The organism is Hydrogenophaga sp. T66, assembly GCF_057219855.1.
This window is the reverse complement of record NZ_JBXVVX010000001.1, coordinates 1,452,268-1,470,302: the sequence shown is the minus strand read 5'-3', so window position 1 is coordinate 1,470,302 and position 18,035 is coordinate 1,452,268. Positions and strand designations below refer to the sequence as shown.

Here is an 18,035-nt window from a genome sequence, read left to right as displayed (position 1 = left end):
CGCTCAGGCCGCGGGAACCGGCGACAGCGGTTTCGCCTCTGCACTGCTACATTGAATGATTCTCATCGGCGCTCTCCCCGCGGAGGGCGCTCGCGTTCCGGCATGGCCGGAGAACCGGATGAACCGATGACACGAAAGAAGACGACGGTGGCGCTGGCGGTGGTGTCCCTCGCGCTGGTGACAGCGGGCGGCTGGTGGTGGCAGAACCGGGGCGCTGCGCCCGCGGGCCCGGCCGCCGCGGGCTCGGCCCCGGGCGGCGCGCGCCCGGGGGGCGGCACGCCCAGCGTGGAAACCGCGATCGTGAAGACCACGCGCCTGCAGGACGATGCGCAGGCCGTCGGCACCTTGCGCTCGCGCCAGAGTGTGGCGCTCAAGCCCGAGACCGCTGGCCGTGTGGCGCGCATCGCGTTTGCCGATGGCGCAGCGGTCAAGCGCGGTCAGGTGCTGGTGCAGCTGGACGACACGCTGCAAAAAGCGGAGCTGCAGCAGGCCCGGGCGCAGTTGTCCATTGCGCAGGCCAACCTCAAGCGCAACCAGGAACTGGTGGCGCAGGGCTTTGTGGCCCAGCGCGTGGTGGACGAGAGTCAGGCGGCGCTCGACGTGGCCCAGGCGCAGGTCACGCTGGCCAGCGCCCGGTTGCAGCGCATGCAGATCGTGGCGCCGTTTGACGGCACCGTGGGCCTGCGCACCATCAACCTCGGCCAATACGTGAAGGACGGCGACACGCTGCTCAACCTCGAGGACACGTCGGTGCTGACGGTGGACTTCCGCTTGCCCGAGCGCTTCCAGGACCGCATCCGCCCGGGACAGGCGGTGCAGGTCTCGCTGGATGCGTTGCCGGGCCGGCGCTTCGAGGCGCGCGTGCTCGCGGTGGATCCGCTGCTCGATGCCGAGGGCCGGTCGATCTCGGTGCGGGCCACCATGCCGCCCGAGGCCGGCCGCGACCTGCGACCGGGCATGTTTGCGCGCGTGCTGACGGTGTTTTCGGTGAATGAGCGGGCCGTGGTGGTGCCCGAAGAGGCGCTGGTGCCGCAAGGCGGCCAGCAGGTCGTGTTCGTGATCGAGGAGCAGGGCGAGGGCGACGCGAAGAAGCGGGTGTCTCGCCGCGTGCCGGTGGAGATCGGCCTGCGCCGCGGGGCGGAGGTGGAGATCGTCAAGGGCCTTCGGGGTGGCGAGACGGTGGTGATCGCCGGCCAGCAGCGCCTGCAGCGCGACGGCACCGCGGTGCGGGTGATCGATGTGGCCGGGGCCGGCCGCCCGGCCGCCGGGGCCGCGCCCGCCGCCGCAGCCGGTGCACCGGCCCCCGCCCGCTGAGCCGCTGGGAGAGAGTGCATGCAACTGCCCGAGATTTCCGTCCGCCGCCCGGTGTTCGCCACCGTGCTGTCCCTGCTCGTGCTGCTGGTGGGCATGGTCGCGTTCAATGGCCTGAGCGTGCGCGAGTACCCGCGCATCGATGAGCCGACGGTGACGGTCACCACGTCCTTCCGCGGCGCGTCCAGCGAGGTGATTGAGAGTCAGGTCACCAAGGTGCTGGAGGATTCGCTGGCCGGCATCGAAGGCGTGGACGTGATCACGTCGATCAGCCGGCAGGAGCAAAGCCAGATCACGGTCCGTTTCAAGCTGGAGCGCGATCCCGATGCCGCGGCCGCGGATGTGCGCGACAAGGTGAGTCGCGTGCGCCAGCGCCTGCCCAGCGATGTGGACGAGCCGGTGATCGCGAAGGTGGAGGCCGACGCCACCCCGGTGATCTGGGTGTCGCTCAACTCCGACACGCTGGATGCGCTGCAACTCAGCGATCTGGCCAACCGCATCGCCAAGCCGCGCCTGCAGACCGCGCCTGGTGCGGCGGATGTGCGCCTGTTCGGCGAGCGGCGGTATGCCATGCGCGTCTGGCTCGATCCCGACCGGCTCGCCGCGTATGGACTGACGGTGCAGGACGCCGAAGACGCGCTGCGCCGCTCCAACCTGGAGGTGCCGGCCGGGCGGATCGAGAGCCAGCAGCGCGAGTTCAACGTGACCGCCGCGACCGACCTGCAGACGCCGGCGGAGTTTGAACAGATCGCGGTGCGGACGGTGAACGGCCAGGCCATCCGCCTGCGTGACATTGCCCGCGTGGAGCAGGCGCCGCAGGACGAGCGCACCGCCATCCGCTTCAACGGCCGCGACGGCATCGCGCTGGGTGTGATCCGGCAGGCCACGGCCAACCCGCTGGAGCTGTCGGCCGCCGTGCGCGACATGCTGCCGCGCATCACCGCCGACCTGCCGGCGGGTGTCAACATCGAGATCGCCAACGACAACTCGGTCTTCATCGACCGCTCGATCAAGGCGGTCTACACCACCATCGCCGAAGCGGTGGTGCTCGTGGCCCTGGTGATCTTCGTGTTCCTGCGCACGCTGCGCGCGTCCATCATTCCGCTGGTCACGATCCCGGTCAGCCTGATCGGCGCGTTCGCGCTGATGGCCCTGTTCGGCTTCTCCATCAACACGCTGACGCTGCTCGCGCTGGTGCTGGCGATTGGCCTGGTGGTGGACGACGCGATCGTGGTGCTGGAGAACATCTACCGCCACATCGAGGCGGGCATGAAGCCCTTCGAGGCCGCGATCAAGGGGTCCAAGGAGATCGGCTTTGCCGTGGTCGCGATGACACTCACGCTGGCCGCGGTCTACGCCCCCCTGGCGTTCACGCCAGGACGCACCGGCCGGCTGTTTGCCGAGTTCGCGCTCGCCCTGGCCGGCGCGGTGATCGTCTCGGGTTTTGTCGCGCTCACGCTCTCGCCCATGCTGTGCAGCAAGCTGCTGCGCCACAACCCCCAGCCCGGACGATTCGACCGCGGCATGGAGCGCGCGCTGACCCGCCTGTCCGACGGCTATGAGGCCGTGCTGCGCAGCTCGCTGCGGCTGCGATGGGTGGTGGTGGCCATCATGGTGGCCAGCGCGGTCGGCAGCGCCTTGCTGCTCAAGACGACGCGGCAGGAACTCGCGCCGCTGGAAGACCGTGGCGTGATCCTCGTCTCCCTCAACGGTCCCGACGGCGCGACGCTGCCGTACACCATGCGTTATGCGCAGGCGGTGGAGCGGTTGGGCGAGGGCTACCCCGAGTTCGACCGCATTCTGAGCAACGTGGGCAACCCGTCGGTGGCGCAGGGCAGTGTGTTCCTGCGCGCCACGCCCTGGGAAGAGCGTGAGCGCACGACGCTGGAGATCGCGCGCGAACTGGGCCCGAAGACCGCCGGCCTGCCGGGGGTGAGCGCGTTCACGATCACGCCGCCCTCGCTCGGCCAGGGTTTCCGCGAGCGCCCGGTGAACTTTGTGATCGTCACCAACGACAGCTACGCCAACCTCGCGCAGGTGGTGCGCCAGTTCCAGGAGCGGCTCGCACAGAACCCGGGCATCGTGCAGGTGGACACAGACCTTAGGCTCAACAAACCGGAGGTGCGGCTGGAGGTGGACCGCGAGCGCGCGGCCGACGCCGGCGTGAGCGTGGACGCGATCGCGCGCACGGTGGAAACCATGCTCGGCGGCCGCACGGTCACGCGCTACAAGCGCGACGGCGAGCAGTACGACGTGATCGTGCAGACCGTCTCGGCCAACCGCAGCGCGCCCGACGACATCGAGCGCCTGTTTGTGCGCGGCCGCGCCGGCGAAATGATCCCGCTGGCGTCGCTGGTCACCACCCGCGAGGTGGTCGTGCCCCGCGAGCTGAACCACTTCGCGCAGCGCCGCAGCGCGTCCATCACCGCCAACATCGCGCCCGACTACTCGCTGGGCCAGGCGCTGGCCTACATGGATCAGGTCGCGGCCGAGGTCCTGCCGCCGGGCTACACGACCGACCTCAACGGCCAGAGCCGCGAATTCCGCAGCGCCTCCGGATCGCTGGCGGTGGTGTTCGTGCTGGCGCTGCTGTTCATCTACCTGGTGCTCGCCGCGCAGTTCGAGAGCTTTGTCGATCCGTTCATCATCATGCTCAGCGTGCCGCTGTCGATGCTGGGCGCGTTGCTGGCGCTGAAGTTCACCGGGGGGACGCTCAACGTGTTCAGCCAGATCGGCCTGATCACGCTGGTCGGCCTGATCACCAAGCACGGCATCCTGATCGTGGAATTTGCCAACCAGCTGCGCGAGCAGGGCGTGGACAAGGTGGAAGCGGTCACGCGCGCGGCGGCGTTGCGCCTGCGACCGATCCTGATGACCACCGGCGCGATGGTGCTCGGCGCGATTCCGCTGGCCCTGGCGTCCGGCGCCGGCGCAGAAAGCCGCCAGCAGATCGGCTGGGTGATCGTCGGGGGCATGAGCCTCGGCACGCTGCTCACCATCTTCGTCGTGCCGGCGATGTACACGCTGCTGTCGCGCGCTCAGGCACACCGGCCGGCGTCGCCGGTGGAGGCGATCCCCGCGAAGTGACGCCGGCCCCACGGCGCCCCGAGCCGGGCGGGCGCTGGAGCGGCGGCGTCAGATGACGCCGTCGAACATCATCACATCGACCGTGTCGCCCACCGCCACGTTGCCCTGGTCGTGGTGGAGCACGATCAGTCCGTTGGCCTCGGCCATCGAGCGCAGCACGCCCGAGCCTTGGTTGCCCGTGGTGCGCACGACCAGCCGGCCATCGGCTTCGCGGCTCACCACGCCGCGCTGGTACTCCGTGCGGCCGGCTTTCTTGCGCATCGCCTCGCCGCTGTGGGCCTGCAGCAGCACCGGCGGCTGCGCCTCGGCTCCCATCAGGCGCTGCAGCGCCGGTCGGACGAAGGCGAGGAAGGTCACCATCACCGCCACCGGGTTGCCGGGCAGCCCGAAGAGCAGGGCGCCCGGGTGCGCTCCTTCAGTGGCCTGTCCCCCGCGCGGCGCGATGCGTCCCACCGCCATCGGCCGGCCGGGGCGCATCGCGATGCGCCAGAACGCCACATCGCCGAGCTGCTTCATCATGGCCTTGGTGTGGTCGGCCTCGCCCATGCTCACGCCGCCGCTGGTGATGATCGCGTCGGCCCGGGCGGCCGCCTCACGAAACGCGGCCTGCAGCGCGGCGGGTTCGTCGCCCACCACGCCCAGGTCGATCACCTCCACGCCCAGGCGCGTCAGCAGCCCAAACACGGTGTAGCGGTTGCTGTCGTACACCGCGCCCTCGCGCGGCGCGTCGCCCAGGCTGAGGATTTCGTCGCCGGTGGAGAAGTAGGCCACCCGCGCGCGCCGGGTCACGCGCACCGAGGCCAGTCCCAGGCTGGCGATCAGGCCCAGTGCCGCCGGTCCCAGCGTTTGACCGCGCCGCAGGGCAGGGCGCCCGGCCATGAGGTCTTCGCCCAGCAGGCGGCGGTTGTCGCCGGGCTTGACCACCCCACCGGGCACGACCACCCGGTCGCCGTCCACCCGCACGAACTCCACCGGCACCACCGTGTCGAGGCCGGCCGGCATGATCGCGCCGGTCATGATCTTCACCGCCTCGCCGGGGCCGAGCGGACCGGACCAGGCCTTGCCGGCGTAGGCCGTGCCGACCACGCGCAGCGTCAGCGCCCCCTCGCCGAGGGCCGCACCGTCGAAGGCGAAACCGTCCATGGCCGAGTTGTCGTGCGGCGGCACGCTGATCGGCGACACCACGTCCTCGGCCAGCACGCGACCCAGCGCGTCAAACACGCCCACGGACTCGGTCTCCGCCAGGGGCACCACCAGGCGGGCCAGGAACTCATTCACTTGCGCCGCGCTCAGCGCCTGCGGGTCGTAGCCCTGCAGCTCGGCGGCGATCTGCTCAATGGTTTTCTGCATGGCGGGCGGCGCTCAGGCGCGTTCGAGGGCGCGGAGTTCGGCCAGGGTGTTGGCGTTGAAAAAGGCCTTGGGATCGTCGGTGGCGCGGTCGAAGGGGACGATCACCGTGCGGTGTTGCGCGGTCCAGGCGTCGATCTTGCGTCCGCCGGCGAGCGTGAAGGTGCTGAGGCTTTCCAGCAGCGTGGCCCGCATCAGGCAGAACACCGGCTGCGGGCGCAGCTGTCCGTCTTCCTCGGGCGCGGCGGCCATGGCGATCTCGGTGGCCTCGTCGTCGAAGGCGGCGGCGAGCCGCTGCGCCAGGTCCAGCGGCAGGCGCGGCGTGTCGCACGGCACGGTCAGCAGGAAACCGGTCTCGCAGCGCTCCAGCCCGGTCTGAAAGCCCGCCAGCGGGCCGGGAAAGTCCGCCAGCGAATCGGGCCACACCGGCACCCCGAACGCTTCGTAGGCGGCGAGGTTGCGGTTGGCGATGATCATCTGGTCGCCGATCAGGTCGCCTTGCTGCATCTGTAGGCGCAGCAGCGTGTGCAGCGCCAGCGGCGTGCCCTGGTAGGTCTGCAGGCCTTTGTCGGTGCCGCCCATCCGGGAGCCGCGGCCCCCGGCGAGCACGAGGCCGGTGATGTCGTGGGTGGCGATCATGGTGATTCGGTCAGTGGGGGAGCGCTGGGCGCTGGGGCGCCGGGGAAAAGGTCAGCCGCCGATGTAGGACATTTCGACGCGGCGCTGGCCGGTGGACTGGTCCGGCGGCAGGCTGGCGCGCAGTTCGGAGTAGCGGTCGTCGCGGCGCTGCCAGATGGAGGCGATGGCGCTGGCGAGTTCGTCGTCGCTGGCCCCGCCGCGGATCAGCGGGCGCAGGTCGTGGCCGTGCGTGGCAAACAGGCACAGGTAGAGCTGGCCTTCGGTGGACAGGCGCGCGCGGTTGCAGTCGTGGCAGAAGGCCTGGGTCACGCTGCTGATCACCCCGATCTCGCCGCTGCCGTCGGCATAGCCCCAGCGTTCCGCGGTTTCGCCGGGGGCCGACGGATCGAGCTGCACGAGCGGAAGCTCGCGGTGGATGCGCTGCACGACCTCGGCGCTGGGCAGCACCTCGTCCATGCGCCAGCCGTTGGTGGCGCCCACGTCCATGTACTCGATGAAGCGCAGCACGATGCCACTGCCCTTGAAATGGCGCGCCATCGGCAGGATCTGGTCGTCGTTGGTGCCGCGCTTGACCACCATATTGACCTTGATCGGGCCGAGCCCCGCCTCGCGGGCGGCGTCGATGCCGTCGAGCACGTCGGCGACCGGGAAATCCACGTCATTCATTGCGCGGAACACCGCGTCGTCGAGACCGTCGAGGCTGATGGTCACGCGCCGCAGGCCCGCCGCCTTGAGCGCCGCCGCTTTCTTGCGCAGCAGCGAGCCGTTCGTGGTGAGCGTGATGTCCAGCGGCAGCCCTTCGGGCGTGCGCAACGCCGCCAACTGCTCGATCAGGATCTCCAGGTTTTTGCGCAGCAGCGGCTCCCCGCCGGTCAGGCGCAGCTTTTGCACACCGTGCGACACAAACAGGCGCGCCACGCGGGTGATTTCCTCGAACGTCAGCAGCGCGCTGTGCGGCAGGTACTGGTAGTCCTTGTCGAAAATTTCCTTGGGCATGCAGTAGCTGCAGCGGAAGTTGCAGCGGTCGGTCACGCTGATGCGCAGGTCGCGCAGCGGCCGCCCGAGCGCGTCACCGAGCAGGCCGGTGGCCGCGATCGTTTGCGCAGGGACGCTGACCACGCGGTTGCGCAGCCGTTGGTCGATCAAGGGAATGACGCGTTCGGACATACCCCGATTATGGAAGATGCTCCCCCGGGCATTGGCCGCACAGGCCGTGCGGTTTTGCCCCGGCCGCAGGCTGGTGTCGTCGGCGGGGTTCAGGCCGCGCCGACGCGGGTGTACAGGTCGGCGTTGTCTGCCAGCCAGCGCTCGGAGAGTTCGCTGTGTTGCTGGTTGGGGTGAAAGTCGGGTCGGAAATAGGCTTTCCAGGGTGCCAGACAGACGCGCAGCAGGCCGTCGCGGCCCAGCAAATGGCGGGCGGCGCTGCGCCACGTCGACCAGCGCCAGAGCGTACCGTCGCGGCGCAGGTTGTCGACCGTCTGGCGCAACGCGTCGGTCAGGAAGATCAGGGTGATGCGGCGCATCCACGTCACCCGCCACGCGTGGTTGCCGCCCAGCGCCTGGTACAGGTCGAAGGCGGTGCACTTGTGTTCGGCTTCCTCGGCGCTGTGCCACAGCCACAGGGCGCGCAGGCGCGGCTCGGCGCCGTCGAGCACGGCCGGGCGCGACAGCAGCCACTCGGCAAACAGGGCGGTGAAGTGCTCGTTGGCGGCGGTGATGGCCAGCGCATGGCGCGGGTCGGCGCCGCCCATCAGCTTCATGCGCGACTCGGCGCGGGGCGCCCAGTGGTTCACCAGCCCGTGCTTCTCGATCTGCGCATTGAACAGCGCGTGGATGCGCCGGTGCGTGGCCTCCTGTCCAACGAAGCCCTTGACCTCAGCGTCCCAGCGCGGCTGCTGGTCGTCCGGCAGCGCCTTGTGGCCCGCGCGCACGCTGTCCAGAAAGAACTGCTCGCCCACCGGAAAGCTCATCGACAGCGCGTTGAACCAGGCGGTGAGGAAGGCGTCGCCGCCGCACCAGTGGCGGTCGATGGGGCGCTCCAGGTCGATCAGCAGGCGGCGGACGGTCAAGGCGGTCATGGCGGCTCCGGGGGCGTGGCGCGGAATGGGCAGCGTCGCGATGGTGGTACGAACGCGTACCAGCGCATGGTGCCGGGGTGGTAGCGCGCTGTCAAGCCGGGGCGACCCGGGGTGCACGGGCGCTACGATCCGCGGCATGACCGCTTCTGAAGACACCCCGCGCGACCGCCTGCTGGCCGCCCTGGCCCGCGTGGTCGCCGAGCGGGGGCTGGCGGGGGCCACCGTGGCCGAGGTGGTGCGCCAGGCGGGCGTATCCAAGCGAACCTTCTACGAGCATTTCACCGACCGCGACGACGGTTTCCTCGCGCTGCACCAGCTGGCCAGCGACGCGGCACTCCAGACGCTGCGCCGTGCGGTGGACCCGGCGCAGCCGTGGCAGGACCAGGTTGAGCGCGCCTTGGGCGCGTATTTCGCCCACCTGGCCGCCGGGCCCGCGCTGCTGCGCGCGCTGTTTGTGGACATCCATCACCTGGGTGAGCCCGGCGCGCGGGCCCGGCGCGGGGTGATGGACGCTTTGGCCACCTTCATGCGCGACACCGTCAACCGCGGCCGGCCGGCCGCGCAGCCCCTGGAGCCGGCCGTGGCCGTGGCCGCTGTGGGCGCGATCACCGAGCTGGTGTTGCTGGCGATCGAGCGCAACGAACAGGCCGACCTGGTAGGCCTGGTCCCCGTGGCCAGCGCCATCGTGCGCCGCCTGGCCCAGGTGTGAAAAGGCCCGCGCGAGGCGGGCCTTCCGGTGATGCGGCCTGAGGTCAGGCCAGGGGCAGCAAGGGCACGATCAGCAGCGCCACGATGTTGATGATCTTGATCAGCGGGTTCACCGCCGGGCCGGCCGTGTCTTTGTACGGATCGCCCACCGTGTCGCCGGTCACGGCCGCCTTGTGGGCGTCGCTGCCTTTGCCGCCGTGATGGCCGTCCTCGATGTACTTCTTGGCGTTGTCCCAGGCGCCACCGCCCGTGCACATCGAGATCGCCACGAACAGGCCGGTGACGATGGTGCCCATCAGCAGACCGCCGAGCGCTTTCGGTCCCAGGAACACACCCACCACGATCGGCACCACCACCGGCAGCAGGCTGGGGATGATCATTTCCTTGATGGCGGCGGTGGTCAGCATGTCGACCGCCTTGCCGTATTCGGGCTTGGCCGTGCCTTCCATGATGCCGGCGATTTCCTTGAACTGGCGGCGCACTTCCACCACCACCGAGCCCGCCGCGCGTCCCACCGCCTCCATCGCCATCGCGCCGAACAGGTAGGGGATCATGCCGCCAATGAACAGGCCGATGATCACCATCGGGTCACTCAGGTCGAAGCTGACCTTGGCGCCGTAGGTTTCGAGCTTGTGGGTGTAGTCGGCGAACAGCACGAGGGAGGCCAGGCCGGCCGAGCCGATGGCATAGCCCTTGGTCACGGCCTTGGTGGTGTTGCCCACGGCGTCCAGCGGGTCGGTGATGTCCCGCACGCTGCTGGGCAGCTCGGCCATCTCGGCGATGCCGCCAGCGTTGTCGGTGATGGGACCGTAGGCGTCCAGCGCCACGACGATGCCGGCCATGCTCAGCATGGCCGTGGCTGCCACCGCAATACCGTACAGGCCGGCCAGCGCGTACGAGGCGATGATGGCCGCGCACACGAACAGCACCGGCCAGGCCGTGGAACGCATCGACACGCCCAGGCCCGCGATGATGTTGGTGCCGTGGCCGGTGGTGGAGGCCTGGGCGATGTGCTTGACCGGGCTGTATTGCGTGCCGGTGTAGAACTCGGTGATCCAGACCAGCACCGCGGTCAGCACGAGGCCGACGGCGCAGGCACCAAACAGCTTGAGCTGGCTGCCGCTGGCGCCTAGCGCGTTGTCCGGAATGATCCACGCGGTGACGAACCAGAAGGCGATCAGCGACAGCACGCCGGCAATCGCCAGGCCCTTGTACAGCGCCGGCATCACGTTCTTCATGCCCGGTGTGGCCTTGACGAAGAAGCAGCCCACGATCGACGCCAGGATCGACACGCCACCCAGCACCAGCGGATAGAGCACCGCCTGCATCGGCGCGGCGGTCACCATCAGCGCGCCCAGCACCATGGTGGCAATCAAGGTGACCGCGTAGGTCTCGAACAGGTCCGCGGCCATGCCGGCGCAGTCGCCCACGTTGTCGCCCACGTTGTCGGCGATCACCGCCGGGTTGCGCGGGTCGTCCTCGGGAATGCCGGCCTCGACCTTGCCCACCAGATCGGCGCCCACGTCGGCGCCTTTGGTGAAGATGCCGCCGCCCAGACGCGCGAAGATCGAGATCAGCGACGAGCCGAACGCAAAGCCGATCAGCGGGTTGAGCAGTTTGGCCAGGCTGGTGGTCGGGTTGAGGTTGCCGTTGCCCACCAGAAACCAGAAGAAGCCCGCCACTCCCAGCAGACCCAGTCCGACCACCAGCATGCCGGTGATGGCGCCGCCGCGGAAGGCCACATCCAGCGCCGGGCCCATGCCCTGCGTGGCGGCCTGCGCGGTTCGCACGTTGGCCCGCACCGAGATGTTCATGCCGATGAAGCCGCAGGCTCCCGAGAGCACCGCACCCAGCACGAACCCGATGGCCGTGGGGCCATCGAGGAACACCCCAATGAGCACCGCCAGCACCACGCCCACGAGACCGATGGTCTTGTACTGGCGGGCGAGGTAGGCGGCCGCGCCGGTCTGGATGGCCCCGGCGATTTCCTGCATGCGGGCGTTGCCCGCGGGTTGAGAGAGGATCCAACTGCGGGACCAGAAACCGTAGACCACGGCGACCAGACCGCACACGAGCGCAAAGATCAGCGCACTTTGTCCAACCATGAAGTCATCTCCTGCTGGGTTCTAGACTTGGAGGGGGCAACGCCTCCGGGGCTGCCCCCGCTGCGTTGCTTCCTCGCTGTCGCCGGCCCGCAGAGCGGGACCGGGCAGGGCGATTGGCCAACGGTGTCAATGTAGCGAGATTGCCCGCGGCTGCCACCGGGGCGTCAGGCTCCGATCAGTAAAATCAGGGTAAATCCCGACCGCCCGGCCGGGCTTAGCGTCGCCCGCGCGACGGCCATCCCCCGTTTCCAACCAACCTCTCACGAGACCCATGTCCCTCGACAACGTCACCCCTGGCACCAAGGTTCCCGATGCGTTCAACGTGATCATCGAAATCCCGATGAACGCCGATCCCATCAAGTACGAGGTCGACAAGGAAACGGGCGCCATCTTCGTGGACCGCTTCATGAGCACGGCCATGCACTACCCCACGAACTACGGCTACATCCCCAAGACGATCTCCGGCGACGGCGACCCGGTGGATGTGCTGGTGATCACGCCGGTGCCGCTGATTCCGGGCGTGGTGGTGACCTGCCGCGCCCTGGGCATGCTGCGCATGGAAGACGAAGCCGGCGAGGACGCCAAGCTGTTGGCCGTGCCGGTGGACAAGATCCTGTCGATCTACAGCCAGTGGCAAAAGCCGGAGGACCTCAACCCGCTGCGGCTGAAGACCATCCAGCACTTCTTCGAGCATTACAAGGACCTGGAGCCGGGCAAATGGGTCAAGGTGCTGGGCTGGGCCGACAAGGCGGCCGCCCACAAAGAGATCCTCGACGGGATCGCCAACTACGAAAAAGCCCAGAAGCAGGGCTGATCGTGTGGGGCCGATGCCCCTTACGCCCCCTACGCGCCGCCCGCCGGCGGCACCGCGTCGCGCAGCACCGGCAACTGGTCCAGGTTGACCGTGCTGCGCACCGGCCCGCAGGTCTGCCCGCCGGGCATGACCTGCAGGCGCCGGGCCTTCAGGGATCCCCAGGTGATCCCACCGGGACCCACGGTCACCGTGCCCTGGGCTTCAAACTGGGTGTCGACCGGGCCACCTTCTTCGCTGCCCACTTCCCCGTACAGGTAGGCGTCGCCGGTCACCCGCACGCGCCCGCGCAGCCGGCCGCCTTCGGCCAGCACGAGGCGGCCGTTGACCTGCAGCTTGCCCGCCAGCGAACCCTCCACCAGCAGGCCCCCCTCGAAAAACAGGTCACCCTGAAGCTCGGTGCCGGCGGCCACGCGGTTGCTCAGCCGCATGGCTTCGAGGTTGAGGGCGGGGGGCAGGGCGGCCATGGGGGCAGTTTATCGGCTGGGCGTTGCCTCGCGGCGCAGCGGGTTGCGGTGGTCGAGGTGTTCGAGGTAAGCCTCGACCCCGGCGCCCTCCCTCGCCAGAAATCGATCCACCGCATCGGCAAATGAAGGGTGGGCCAGCCAATGCAGGCTCGTCGTCTTGACCGGCAGCAGGGCGCGCGCCATCTTGTGTTCGCCCTGGGCGCCCCCCTCGAAACGGCGAAAGCCGTGGGCGATGCACCACGCCAGGGGCTGGTAATAGCAGGCCTCGAAATGCAGGCAATCCACGCGCTCCAGCGCACCCCAATAGCGCCCGTAGGCGACGCCCCGCGCGGCGTCGAGCCCGATCAGGCTGCTGGCCACCGGCCGGCCATCGCGTTCGGCGATGAAGAGCAACAGGCTCTCGGGCTGAAGCCGGTGCACCGCCTCAAAAAAAGCCGGGGTGAGGTAGGGCGCGTTGCCGTGTTCGAGGTAGGTGCGTTCGTAACAGCGGTAGAAGAAGGCCAGGTCCTGCGGCGTGATCGACGCGCCACGGACCCAGCGGAAGCTCACGCCGGCCTCGGCCACCTTGCGCCGTTCCTGGCGGATCTTCTTGCGCTTGTCCTGTTGCAGGTCAGTGAGGAAGGCGTCGAAGCTTGGCCAGGGCGTGCCCTGCGCGCTGGCGTTCGTCCAGTGGAACTGCACGGTGTGGCGCCGCATGAAACCCGCGGCTTCCAGCGCGTCCGCGTCGTCGTCGCGGGCAAACAAGGCATGGACCGAGGACAGGCCCCGCGCCCGCGCCCACCCGGGCAGCCGGGCGGCCAGCGCCCGCCGCGCGCCGGCATCGCGCGCCAGCAGCCGCGAGCCGGGCACGGGCGTGAAGGGCACCGCAATCAGGCCCTTGGGGTAGTAGTCCAGCCCGTGCTGCGCGTAGGCGTTCGCCCAGGCCCAGTCGAACACATACTCGCCGTAGGAATGGGCCTTCTCATACAACGGGCAGGCGGCGCACAGGGTGTCGCCGTCCCACAGGGTGAGGTGGGCGGCGGTCCAGCCGGTGTCGGCCACCGCGCTGCCGCTGGACTGCAGGGCGTGCAGCCAGGCGTGGCGGACGAAGGGGCTGGGGTCGGCGTCCAGCGCCACAAGACCGTCCCAGGCTGCGGGCACCACTTCAGCCAAGTCGGTCACCACCCGGGTGACATAATCAATTTCAGCCACCCGCCGCCCCCGCGCGCGGCCCCGCCGGTGCACCTTCCATCCTGACCTCCATGACGTTTTCCGTTTCCGTTGCCCAACTCAATTTCGTGGTGGGTGACACGGCCGGCAACGCCCGCCGCATCATCGATGCCGCGGTGGCGGCCCACGCGCGTGGCGTGCGCCTGTTGCTCACGCCCGAACTGGCCATCTGCGGCTATGCGGCCGAAGATCTGCTGCTGCGCCCCGCGTTTCTGGACGCCTGCGATGATGCCGTGAACGCGGTGGCGGCGGGCACCGCCCACCTCAAAGGCCTGCGGATCGTGGTGGGACACCCGGCGCGCACCGGCGCCGTTGTCGCCCGCGAGCGCAGCGTCTCGGCCCCGGCCCTGTTCAACGCGGCCAGCGTGATCGCCGACGGCCAGCGCCTGGCGCGCTATGACAAGCAGGAACTGCCCAACTACCAGGTGTTCGACGAGCGGCGGTATTTCCGTCCGGGGGCGGGTCCGGTGGTGTTTGACGTGCCGGGCGACGACGGTCAAGCCGTGCGCGTGGGTCTGCTGATCTGCGAAGACGCCTGGTTCGAGGAGCCCGCCGCGCGCGCCCGGGCGGCCGGTGCCGAGGTCCTGGCGGTGATCAATGCCTCGCCGTTTCACGCGGGCAAAGGGGGCGAGCGCGAGGCCCGCATGGCCGTCCGCGCCCGGGCCACCGGCCTGCCGCTGATCTACGCCCACTTGGTGGGCGGGCAGGACGAACTGGTGTTTGAAGGCCGCAGCTTCGTCACGGCCGCCGACGGCAGCCTCGCGGGTCGCGCCGTGAGCTTCGCCGAAGCCGCGTTCGATGCGCGTTTCGATCGCGCCGGCGGCGGCGGGTGGCGCATCGATGCCCCGATGGACCGCCCGCACAGCGCCGAGGCCGACCTGTGGCATGCGCTGGTGCTGGGCGTGCGCGACTACGTGGGGAAAAACGGGTTCCCTGGCGCCGTTCTCGGTCTGTCTGGGGGCATCGATTCCGCGCTCGTGCTGGCCATCGCGGTGGACGCGCTGGGGCGCGACCGCGTTCGTGCGGTGATGATGCCCTCGCCCTACACGGCCGACATGTCGTGGATCGATGCCCGTGACATGGCCGCGCGGCTGGGCGTGCGCTACGACGAGGTGGCGATCGCGCCGGAGTTCGAAGCCTTCAAGGCCTCGCTGTCACCGCTGTTTGAAGGCCGGGCCGAGGACACGACCGAGGAGAACCTGCAGGCGCGCATCCGCGGGACGATGCTGATGGCGTTGTCGAACAAGTTCGGCAGCATCGTGCTGACGACTGGCAACAAGAGCGAAATGGCCACCGGCTACTGCACGCTCTATGGCGACATGGCGGGCGGTTTCGCCGTGATCAAGGACGTCGTCAAGACGCAGGTGTTCCACCTCGCGCGCTGGCGCAACGCGCACGACCCGTTTGGCACCGGCACCAGCCCCATCCCCGAGCGCATCATCACCCGCCCCCCGAGCGCCGAGCTGCGCCCCGACCAGACCGATCAGGACAGCCTGCCCCCGTATGAGGTGCTCGACGCCATCATCGAGCGCTACATGGAGAACGACGAAAGCCCGGCGACGCTGGTGGCCGCGGGCTTCGATGTCGCCGCGGTCGATCAGGTGGTGCGCCTCATCCGCATCAATGAATACAAGCGCCGGCAGGCGCCGCTGGGGATCCGCGTGACGCACCGCAGCTTCGGCAAAGACTGGCGTTACCCCATCACGAGCCGCTACCGGGCCTGAGGTCCGGCAGACCGGTGCAGGGTTCGGTCACGCCCTCTGCTGCGAATGCGGTATGGGCGTCGCCGGGGCGCTCACTAGCATGCCGGCACCCCGGGCACCATCGCCTGCGGGGCCGTCCGGAGCCTGCGCATGTCCCACGACCCCTTCCTTGGCGAGATTCGCGCCGTGGCTTTCGGTTACGCACCGCCAGGCTGGGCCACCTGCGAGGGGCAGCTGCTGGCCATCGCGCACCACCCGGCGCTCTTCGGCCTGATCGGCGCCGCCTTCGGGGGCGATGGCCGAACCACCTTCGCGTTGCCAGACCTCCGGGGTCGGACGATACTGGGTTGCGGGCTGGGCCTCGGGCTGTCGCCGGTGGAGCTGGGACAGGCGGGAGAGGGGCCGGCGGGTGCCGGCGATCCTGGCGGCGAGGGCCGAGGGATGCTGCCCCATCTGGGCATCCAGTTCATCATCGCGGTCGAAGGCGTGGTGCCTGCGACGCCGTGACCGGTCCAGCCGCCGCCGCGTGGTACATTTTTCGGCGTCGATACCCCCACCGGAGCCGCGCATGAAGCAGATCACCGCCGTCATCAAACCGTTCAAGCTCGAGGAGGTGCGCGAAGCCCTGGCCGAGCAGGGGGTGACGGGCCTGACGGTGACCGAAGTCAAGGGCTTCGGGCGTCAGAAGGGCCACACGGAGCTCTACCGCGGCGCCGAATACGTGGTGGACTTTCTGCCCAAGGTGAAGGTCGAGGTCGTGGTCAACGACGCCGACGTGGACCGCTGTGTGGACGCCATCATCCGCGCGGCGCGCACCGGCAAGATCGGCGACGGCAAGATCTTCGTGACTGCCGTCGAGCGCGTGGTGCGCATCCGCACGGGGGAGCAGGACGAGGCGGCCGTCTGAAGCCGCCCGCCCGGTCGGGCGCTCAGGTTTCGCCGAGGCGGTTCACTGCCGGCAGACCCGCCGCCTGCACCAAGGCCGGCAAGAGGCGATGCGGGTCGTCATCCACCTGCAGCAGCGCCATCTGGCCCGAACCCATGAAGCCTTGGTTCACGCTGCCGGCCAGGAAGTCCAGCAGCCCGTCATAAAACCCGGCGGTGTTCAGCAACCCGACCGGTTTGTCGTGGTAGCCCAATTGGCGCCACGTCCAGGCCTCAAACAACTCCTCGTACGTGCCGATGCCGCCCGGCAGGGCGAGAAAGGCGTCGGCGGACTCGGCCATCAGGCGTTTGCGCTCGTGCATGGTGTCCACCACCCGCAGCTCGCTGCAGCCGGTGTGCGCCCATTCGCGTTCGACCAGCGCGTGGGGGATGATGCCCAGCACGCTGCCACCGGCGGCCAGCGTCGCGTCGGCGAGGCGACCCATGAGGCCGTTGCGGCCGCCGCCATAAATCAGCCGACCGCCCCGGTCGCCGATCCACGCGCCCACGGTCTGGGCGACCGCCGCGAATCGCGGGTCGTCGCCGTCGCGCGAGCCGCAATACACGCAGAGGGAAAAAGCGGGTGTGGTCATCGGATCAGCCTGCGCGCGCGTGGGCCACGATGGCACCGATCCAGGTACCCGCGCACAGCACCAGGCTGAGCAGCACCGCGGCGCTGCCCATGTCCTTCGCCCGTTTCGACAGGGCGTGCCATTCCGGCCCGATGCGGTCAATGGCGGTTTCGATGCCGGTGTTGAGCAGTTCAACCACCATCACCAGCACCACCGTGCCCACCAGCAGCGCCACCTCCACCCAGCTGCGGCCGATCCAGAACGCCAGCGGAACCAGCACGACCGACGCCACGGCTTCCTGGCGGAAGGCCGTCTCATGCCAACCGGCGCGCAGGCCCGCGATCGAGTAGCCGAGCGCGTGCCACAGACGACTCAATCCGGTGCGCCGCTTTTGCGCGTCGGTGGCTTCGTGCGGGGCGCCGGCGTCGCTCACGCGGGCTTGCCTTTGCGCCGCCGGGGCGCCTCGGGGTGTTCGTGGTGGACCAGGCGGGTGCCGGCCAGCGCATCGTGCAAGAACTGCCGCTGGCGGTGGAAGCGGGAGAGGAGGGCCCAGATGAGAATCCAGCCGGTCAGCAGCACGGTGAGTTCGCCGCCGGACAGGCTGCCCAACCCCGACACCGCCAGCGGTGGCAGCAGCCACAGCCAGCTCAGCACATACCGCCACAGCGCTCGCGCCTGACTGAGCGGACGGCCAGCCGCGTCGACCACACGGATGTTCCAGGTCTTCATGGCCAGGGTTTGCCCCTTGGCCCAGAACCAGGTGAAGTAGATGCCGAACACGACAAACAGGAAAAACTGCTGCATGTGGCGGTTGTCCAGCGCGTGACGCGTCTGCGTGAGCGCCGAGAACAAATAGCCGGCGATGAACACCACGCCGAACAGCAGCATGCCTTCGTAGAGCCAGCAGGCCATGCGACGCCGCAGGGAAGGCGCCTGCAGTGGATCGCCGGGTCCGGCCGGCGGGGCCGAGAGCGCGGGATTGGCGGAGGCGGGCGTGGCGGGGGAAGGGGATGGGGGAGCGGTCATGGGTGGGCGCGAAACGGCGCGGATTGTCGCATTCCCGCCCGCAGACCC

The 18,035-nt window shown here is 69.4% G+C and carries 17 protein-coding genes; 7 read left to right on the top strand and 10 right to left on the bottom strand.

What is annotated here, in order from left to right:
- Positions 1 to 126 precede the first annotated feature (126 nt).
- Together AC2D80_RS06805 and AC2D80_RS06800 are read left to right on the top strand one after the other, a co-directional pair.
- Entirely contained in the window at positions 127 to 1,314 is a 1,188-nt protein-coding gene (locus AC2D80_RS06805) for an efflux RND transporter periplasmic adaptor subunit (protein ID WP_484632215.1), read from the top strand.
- Positions 1,315 to 1,332: 18 nt separating this feature from the next.
- On the top strand, positions 1,333 to 4,398 hold the full coding sequence (locus AC2D80_RS06800; protein ID WP_484632214.1) for an efflux RND transporter permease subunit: 3,066 nt from the start codon (positions 1,333 to 1,335) through the stop codon (positions 4,396 to 4,398).
- A gap of 48 nt (positions 4,399 to 4,446) precedes the next feature.
- Here the strand turns inward: AC2D80_RS06800 and moeA are convergent, their stop codons facing one another.
- The 4 genes from moeA to AC2D80_RS06780 form a co-directional block, all read right to left on the bottom strand.
- Positions 4,447 to 5,748 (bottom strand): molybdopterin molybdotransferase MoeA, encoded by a 1,302-nt coding sequence (gene moeA, locus AC2D80_RS06795; protein WP_484632213.1) that lies wholly within the window; start codon positions 5,746 to 5,748, stop codon positions 4,447 to 4,449.
- 12 nt (positions 5,749 to 5,760) lie between these two features.
- Complete coding sequence (gene mobA, locus AC2D80_RS06790; RefSeq protein WP_484632212.1) at positions 5,761 to 6,384, bottom strand: molybdenum cofactor guanylyltransferase MobA; 624 nt, start codon at positions 6,382 to 6,384, stop codon at positions 5,761 to 5,763.
- Positions 6,385 to 6,435: 51 nt separating this feature from the next.
- Complete coding sequence (gene moaA / locus AC2D80_RS06785; RefSeq protein WP_484632211.1) at positions 6,436 to 7,551, bottom strand: GTP 3',8-cyclase MoaA; 1,116 nt, start codon at positions 7,549 to 7,551, stop codon at positions 6,436 to 6,438.
- Between the two features lie 89 nt (positions 7,552 to 7,640).
- Positions 7,641 to 8,462 (bottom strand): metal-dependent hydrolase, encoded by an 822-nt coding sequence (locus AC2D80_RS06780; protein ID WP_484632210.1) that lies wholly within the window; start codon positions 8,460 to 8,462, stop codon positions 7,641 to 7,643.
- 136 nt (positions 8,463 to 8,598) lie between these two features.
- Here AC2D80_RS06780 and AC2D80_RS06775 point away from each other — a divergent pair, with 136 nt between their 5' ends.
- Complete coding sequence (locus tag AC2D80_RS06775) at positions 8,599 to 9,171, top strand: TetR/AcrR family transcriptional regulator (protein WP_484632209.1); 573 nt, start codon at positions 8,599 to 8,601, stop codon at positions 9,169 to 9,171.
- A 43-nt stretch (positions 9,172 to 9,214) separates the two neighbouring features.
- Here the strand turns inward: AC2D80_RS06775 and AC2D80_RS06770 are convergent, their stop codons facing one another.
- Positions 9,215 to 11,275, bottom strand: coding sequence for a sodium-translocating pyrophosphatase (locus AC2D80_RS06770; RefSeq protein WP_484632208.1), 2,061 nt, complete (start codon positions 11,273 to 11,275; stop codon positions 9,215 to 9,217).
- A 271-nt stretch (positions 11,276 to 11,546) separates the two neighbouring features.
- Between AC2D80_RS06770 and ppa the strand changes: the two genes are divergently transcribed.
- Positions 11,547 to 12,089, top strand: coding sequence for an inorganic diphosphatase (gene ppa / locus AC2D80_RS06765; protein WP_484632207.1), 543 nt, complete (start codon positions 11,547 to 11,549; stop codon positions 12,087 to 12,089).
- A 29-nt stretch (positions 12,090 to 12,118) separates the two neighbouring features.
- Here ppa and AC2D80_RS06760 read toward each other — a convergent pair whose 3' ends face one another.
- Both AC2D80_RS06760 and AC2D80_RS06755 read right to left on the bottom strand, forming a co-directional pair.
- On the bottom strand, positions 12,119 to 12,553 hold the full coding sequence (locus AC2D80_RS06760; protein WP_484632206.1) for a bactofilin family protein: 435 nt from the start codon (positions 12,551 to 12,553) through the stop codon (positions 12,119 to 12,121).
- 9 nt (positions 12,554 to 12,562) lie between these two features.
- Positions 12,563 to 13,744 (bottom strand): GNAT family N-acetyltransferase, encoded by a 1,182-nt coding sequence (locus tag AC2D80_RS06755; RefSeq protein WP_484632205.1) that lies wholly within the window; start codon positions 13,742 to 13,744, stop codon positions 12,563 to 12,565.
- 50 nt (positions 13,745 to 13,794) lie between these two features.
- On the opposite strand from AC2D80_RS06755, the gene AC2D80_RS06750 reads away from it, so the two are divergent.
- The 3 genes from AC2D80_RS06750 (at position 13,795) to AC2D80_RS06740 (ending at position 16,372) form a co-directional block, all read left to right on the top strand.
- The gene (locus AC2D80_RS06750; RefSeq protein ID WP_484632204.1) at positions 13,795 to 15,486 is read left to right on the top strand and encodes an NAD+ synthase; all 1,692 of its coding nucleotides are present in this window, start codon (positions 13,795 to 13,797) and stop codon (positions 15,484 to 15,486) included.
- Positions 15,487 to 15,615: 129 nt separating this feature from the next.
- The gene (locus tag AC2D80_RS06745; protein ID WP_484632203.1) at positions 15,616 to 15,972 is read left to right on the top strand and encodes a phage tail protein; all 357 of its coding nucleotides are present in this window, start codon (positions 15,616 to 15,618) and stop codon (positions 15,970 to 15,972) included.
- Positions 15,973 to 16,033: 61 nt separating this feature from the next.
- On the top strand, positions 16,034 to 16,372 hold the full coding sequence (locus tag AC2D80_RS06740; protein ID WP_484632202.1) for a P-II family nitrogen regulator: 339 nt from the start codon (positions 16,034 to 16,036) through the stop codon (positions 16,370 to 16,372).
- 22 nt (positions 16,373 to 16,394) lie between these two features.
- Here AC2D80_RS06740 and AC2D80_RS06735 read toward each other — a convergent pair whose 3' ends face one another.
- From AC2D80_RS06735 to AC2D80_RS06725, 3 genes are read right to left on the bottom strand one after another with little or no spacing between them, the layout of a single operon-like run.
- The gene (locus AC2D80_RS06735; protein WP_484632201.1) at positions 16,395 to 16,982 is read right to left on the bottom strand and encodes an LOG family protein; all 588 of its coding nucleotides are present in this window, start codon (positions 16,980 to 16,982) and stop codon (positions 16,395 to 16,397) included.
- A 4-nt stretch (positions 16,983 to 16,986) separates the two neighbouring features.
- The gene (locus tag AC2D80_RS06730; RefSeq protein ID WP_484632200.1) at positions 16,987 to 17,394 is read right to left on the bottom strand and encodes a diacylglycerol kinase; all 408 of its coding nucleotides are present in this window, start codon (positions 17,392 to 17,394) and stop codon (positions 16,987 to 16,989) included.
- Positions 17,391 to 17,987: an RDD family protein gene (locus AC2D80_RS06725; RefSeq protein ID WP_484632199.1), complete on the bottom strand. Its 597-nt coding sequence runs from the start codon at positions 17,985 to 17,987 to the stop codon at positions 17,391 to 17,393. The genes AC2D80_RS06730 and AC2D80_RS06725 overlap by 4 nt, the downstream gene beginning before the upstream one ends.
- Positions 17,988 to 18,035: the final 48 nt, after the last annotated feature.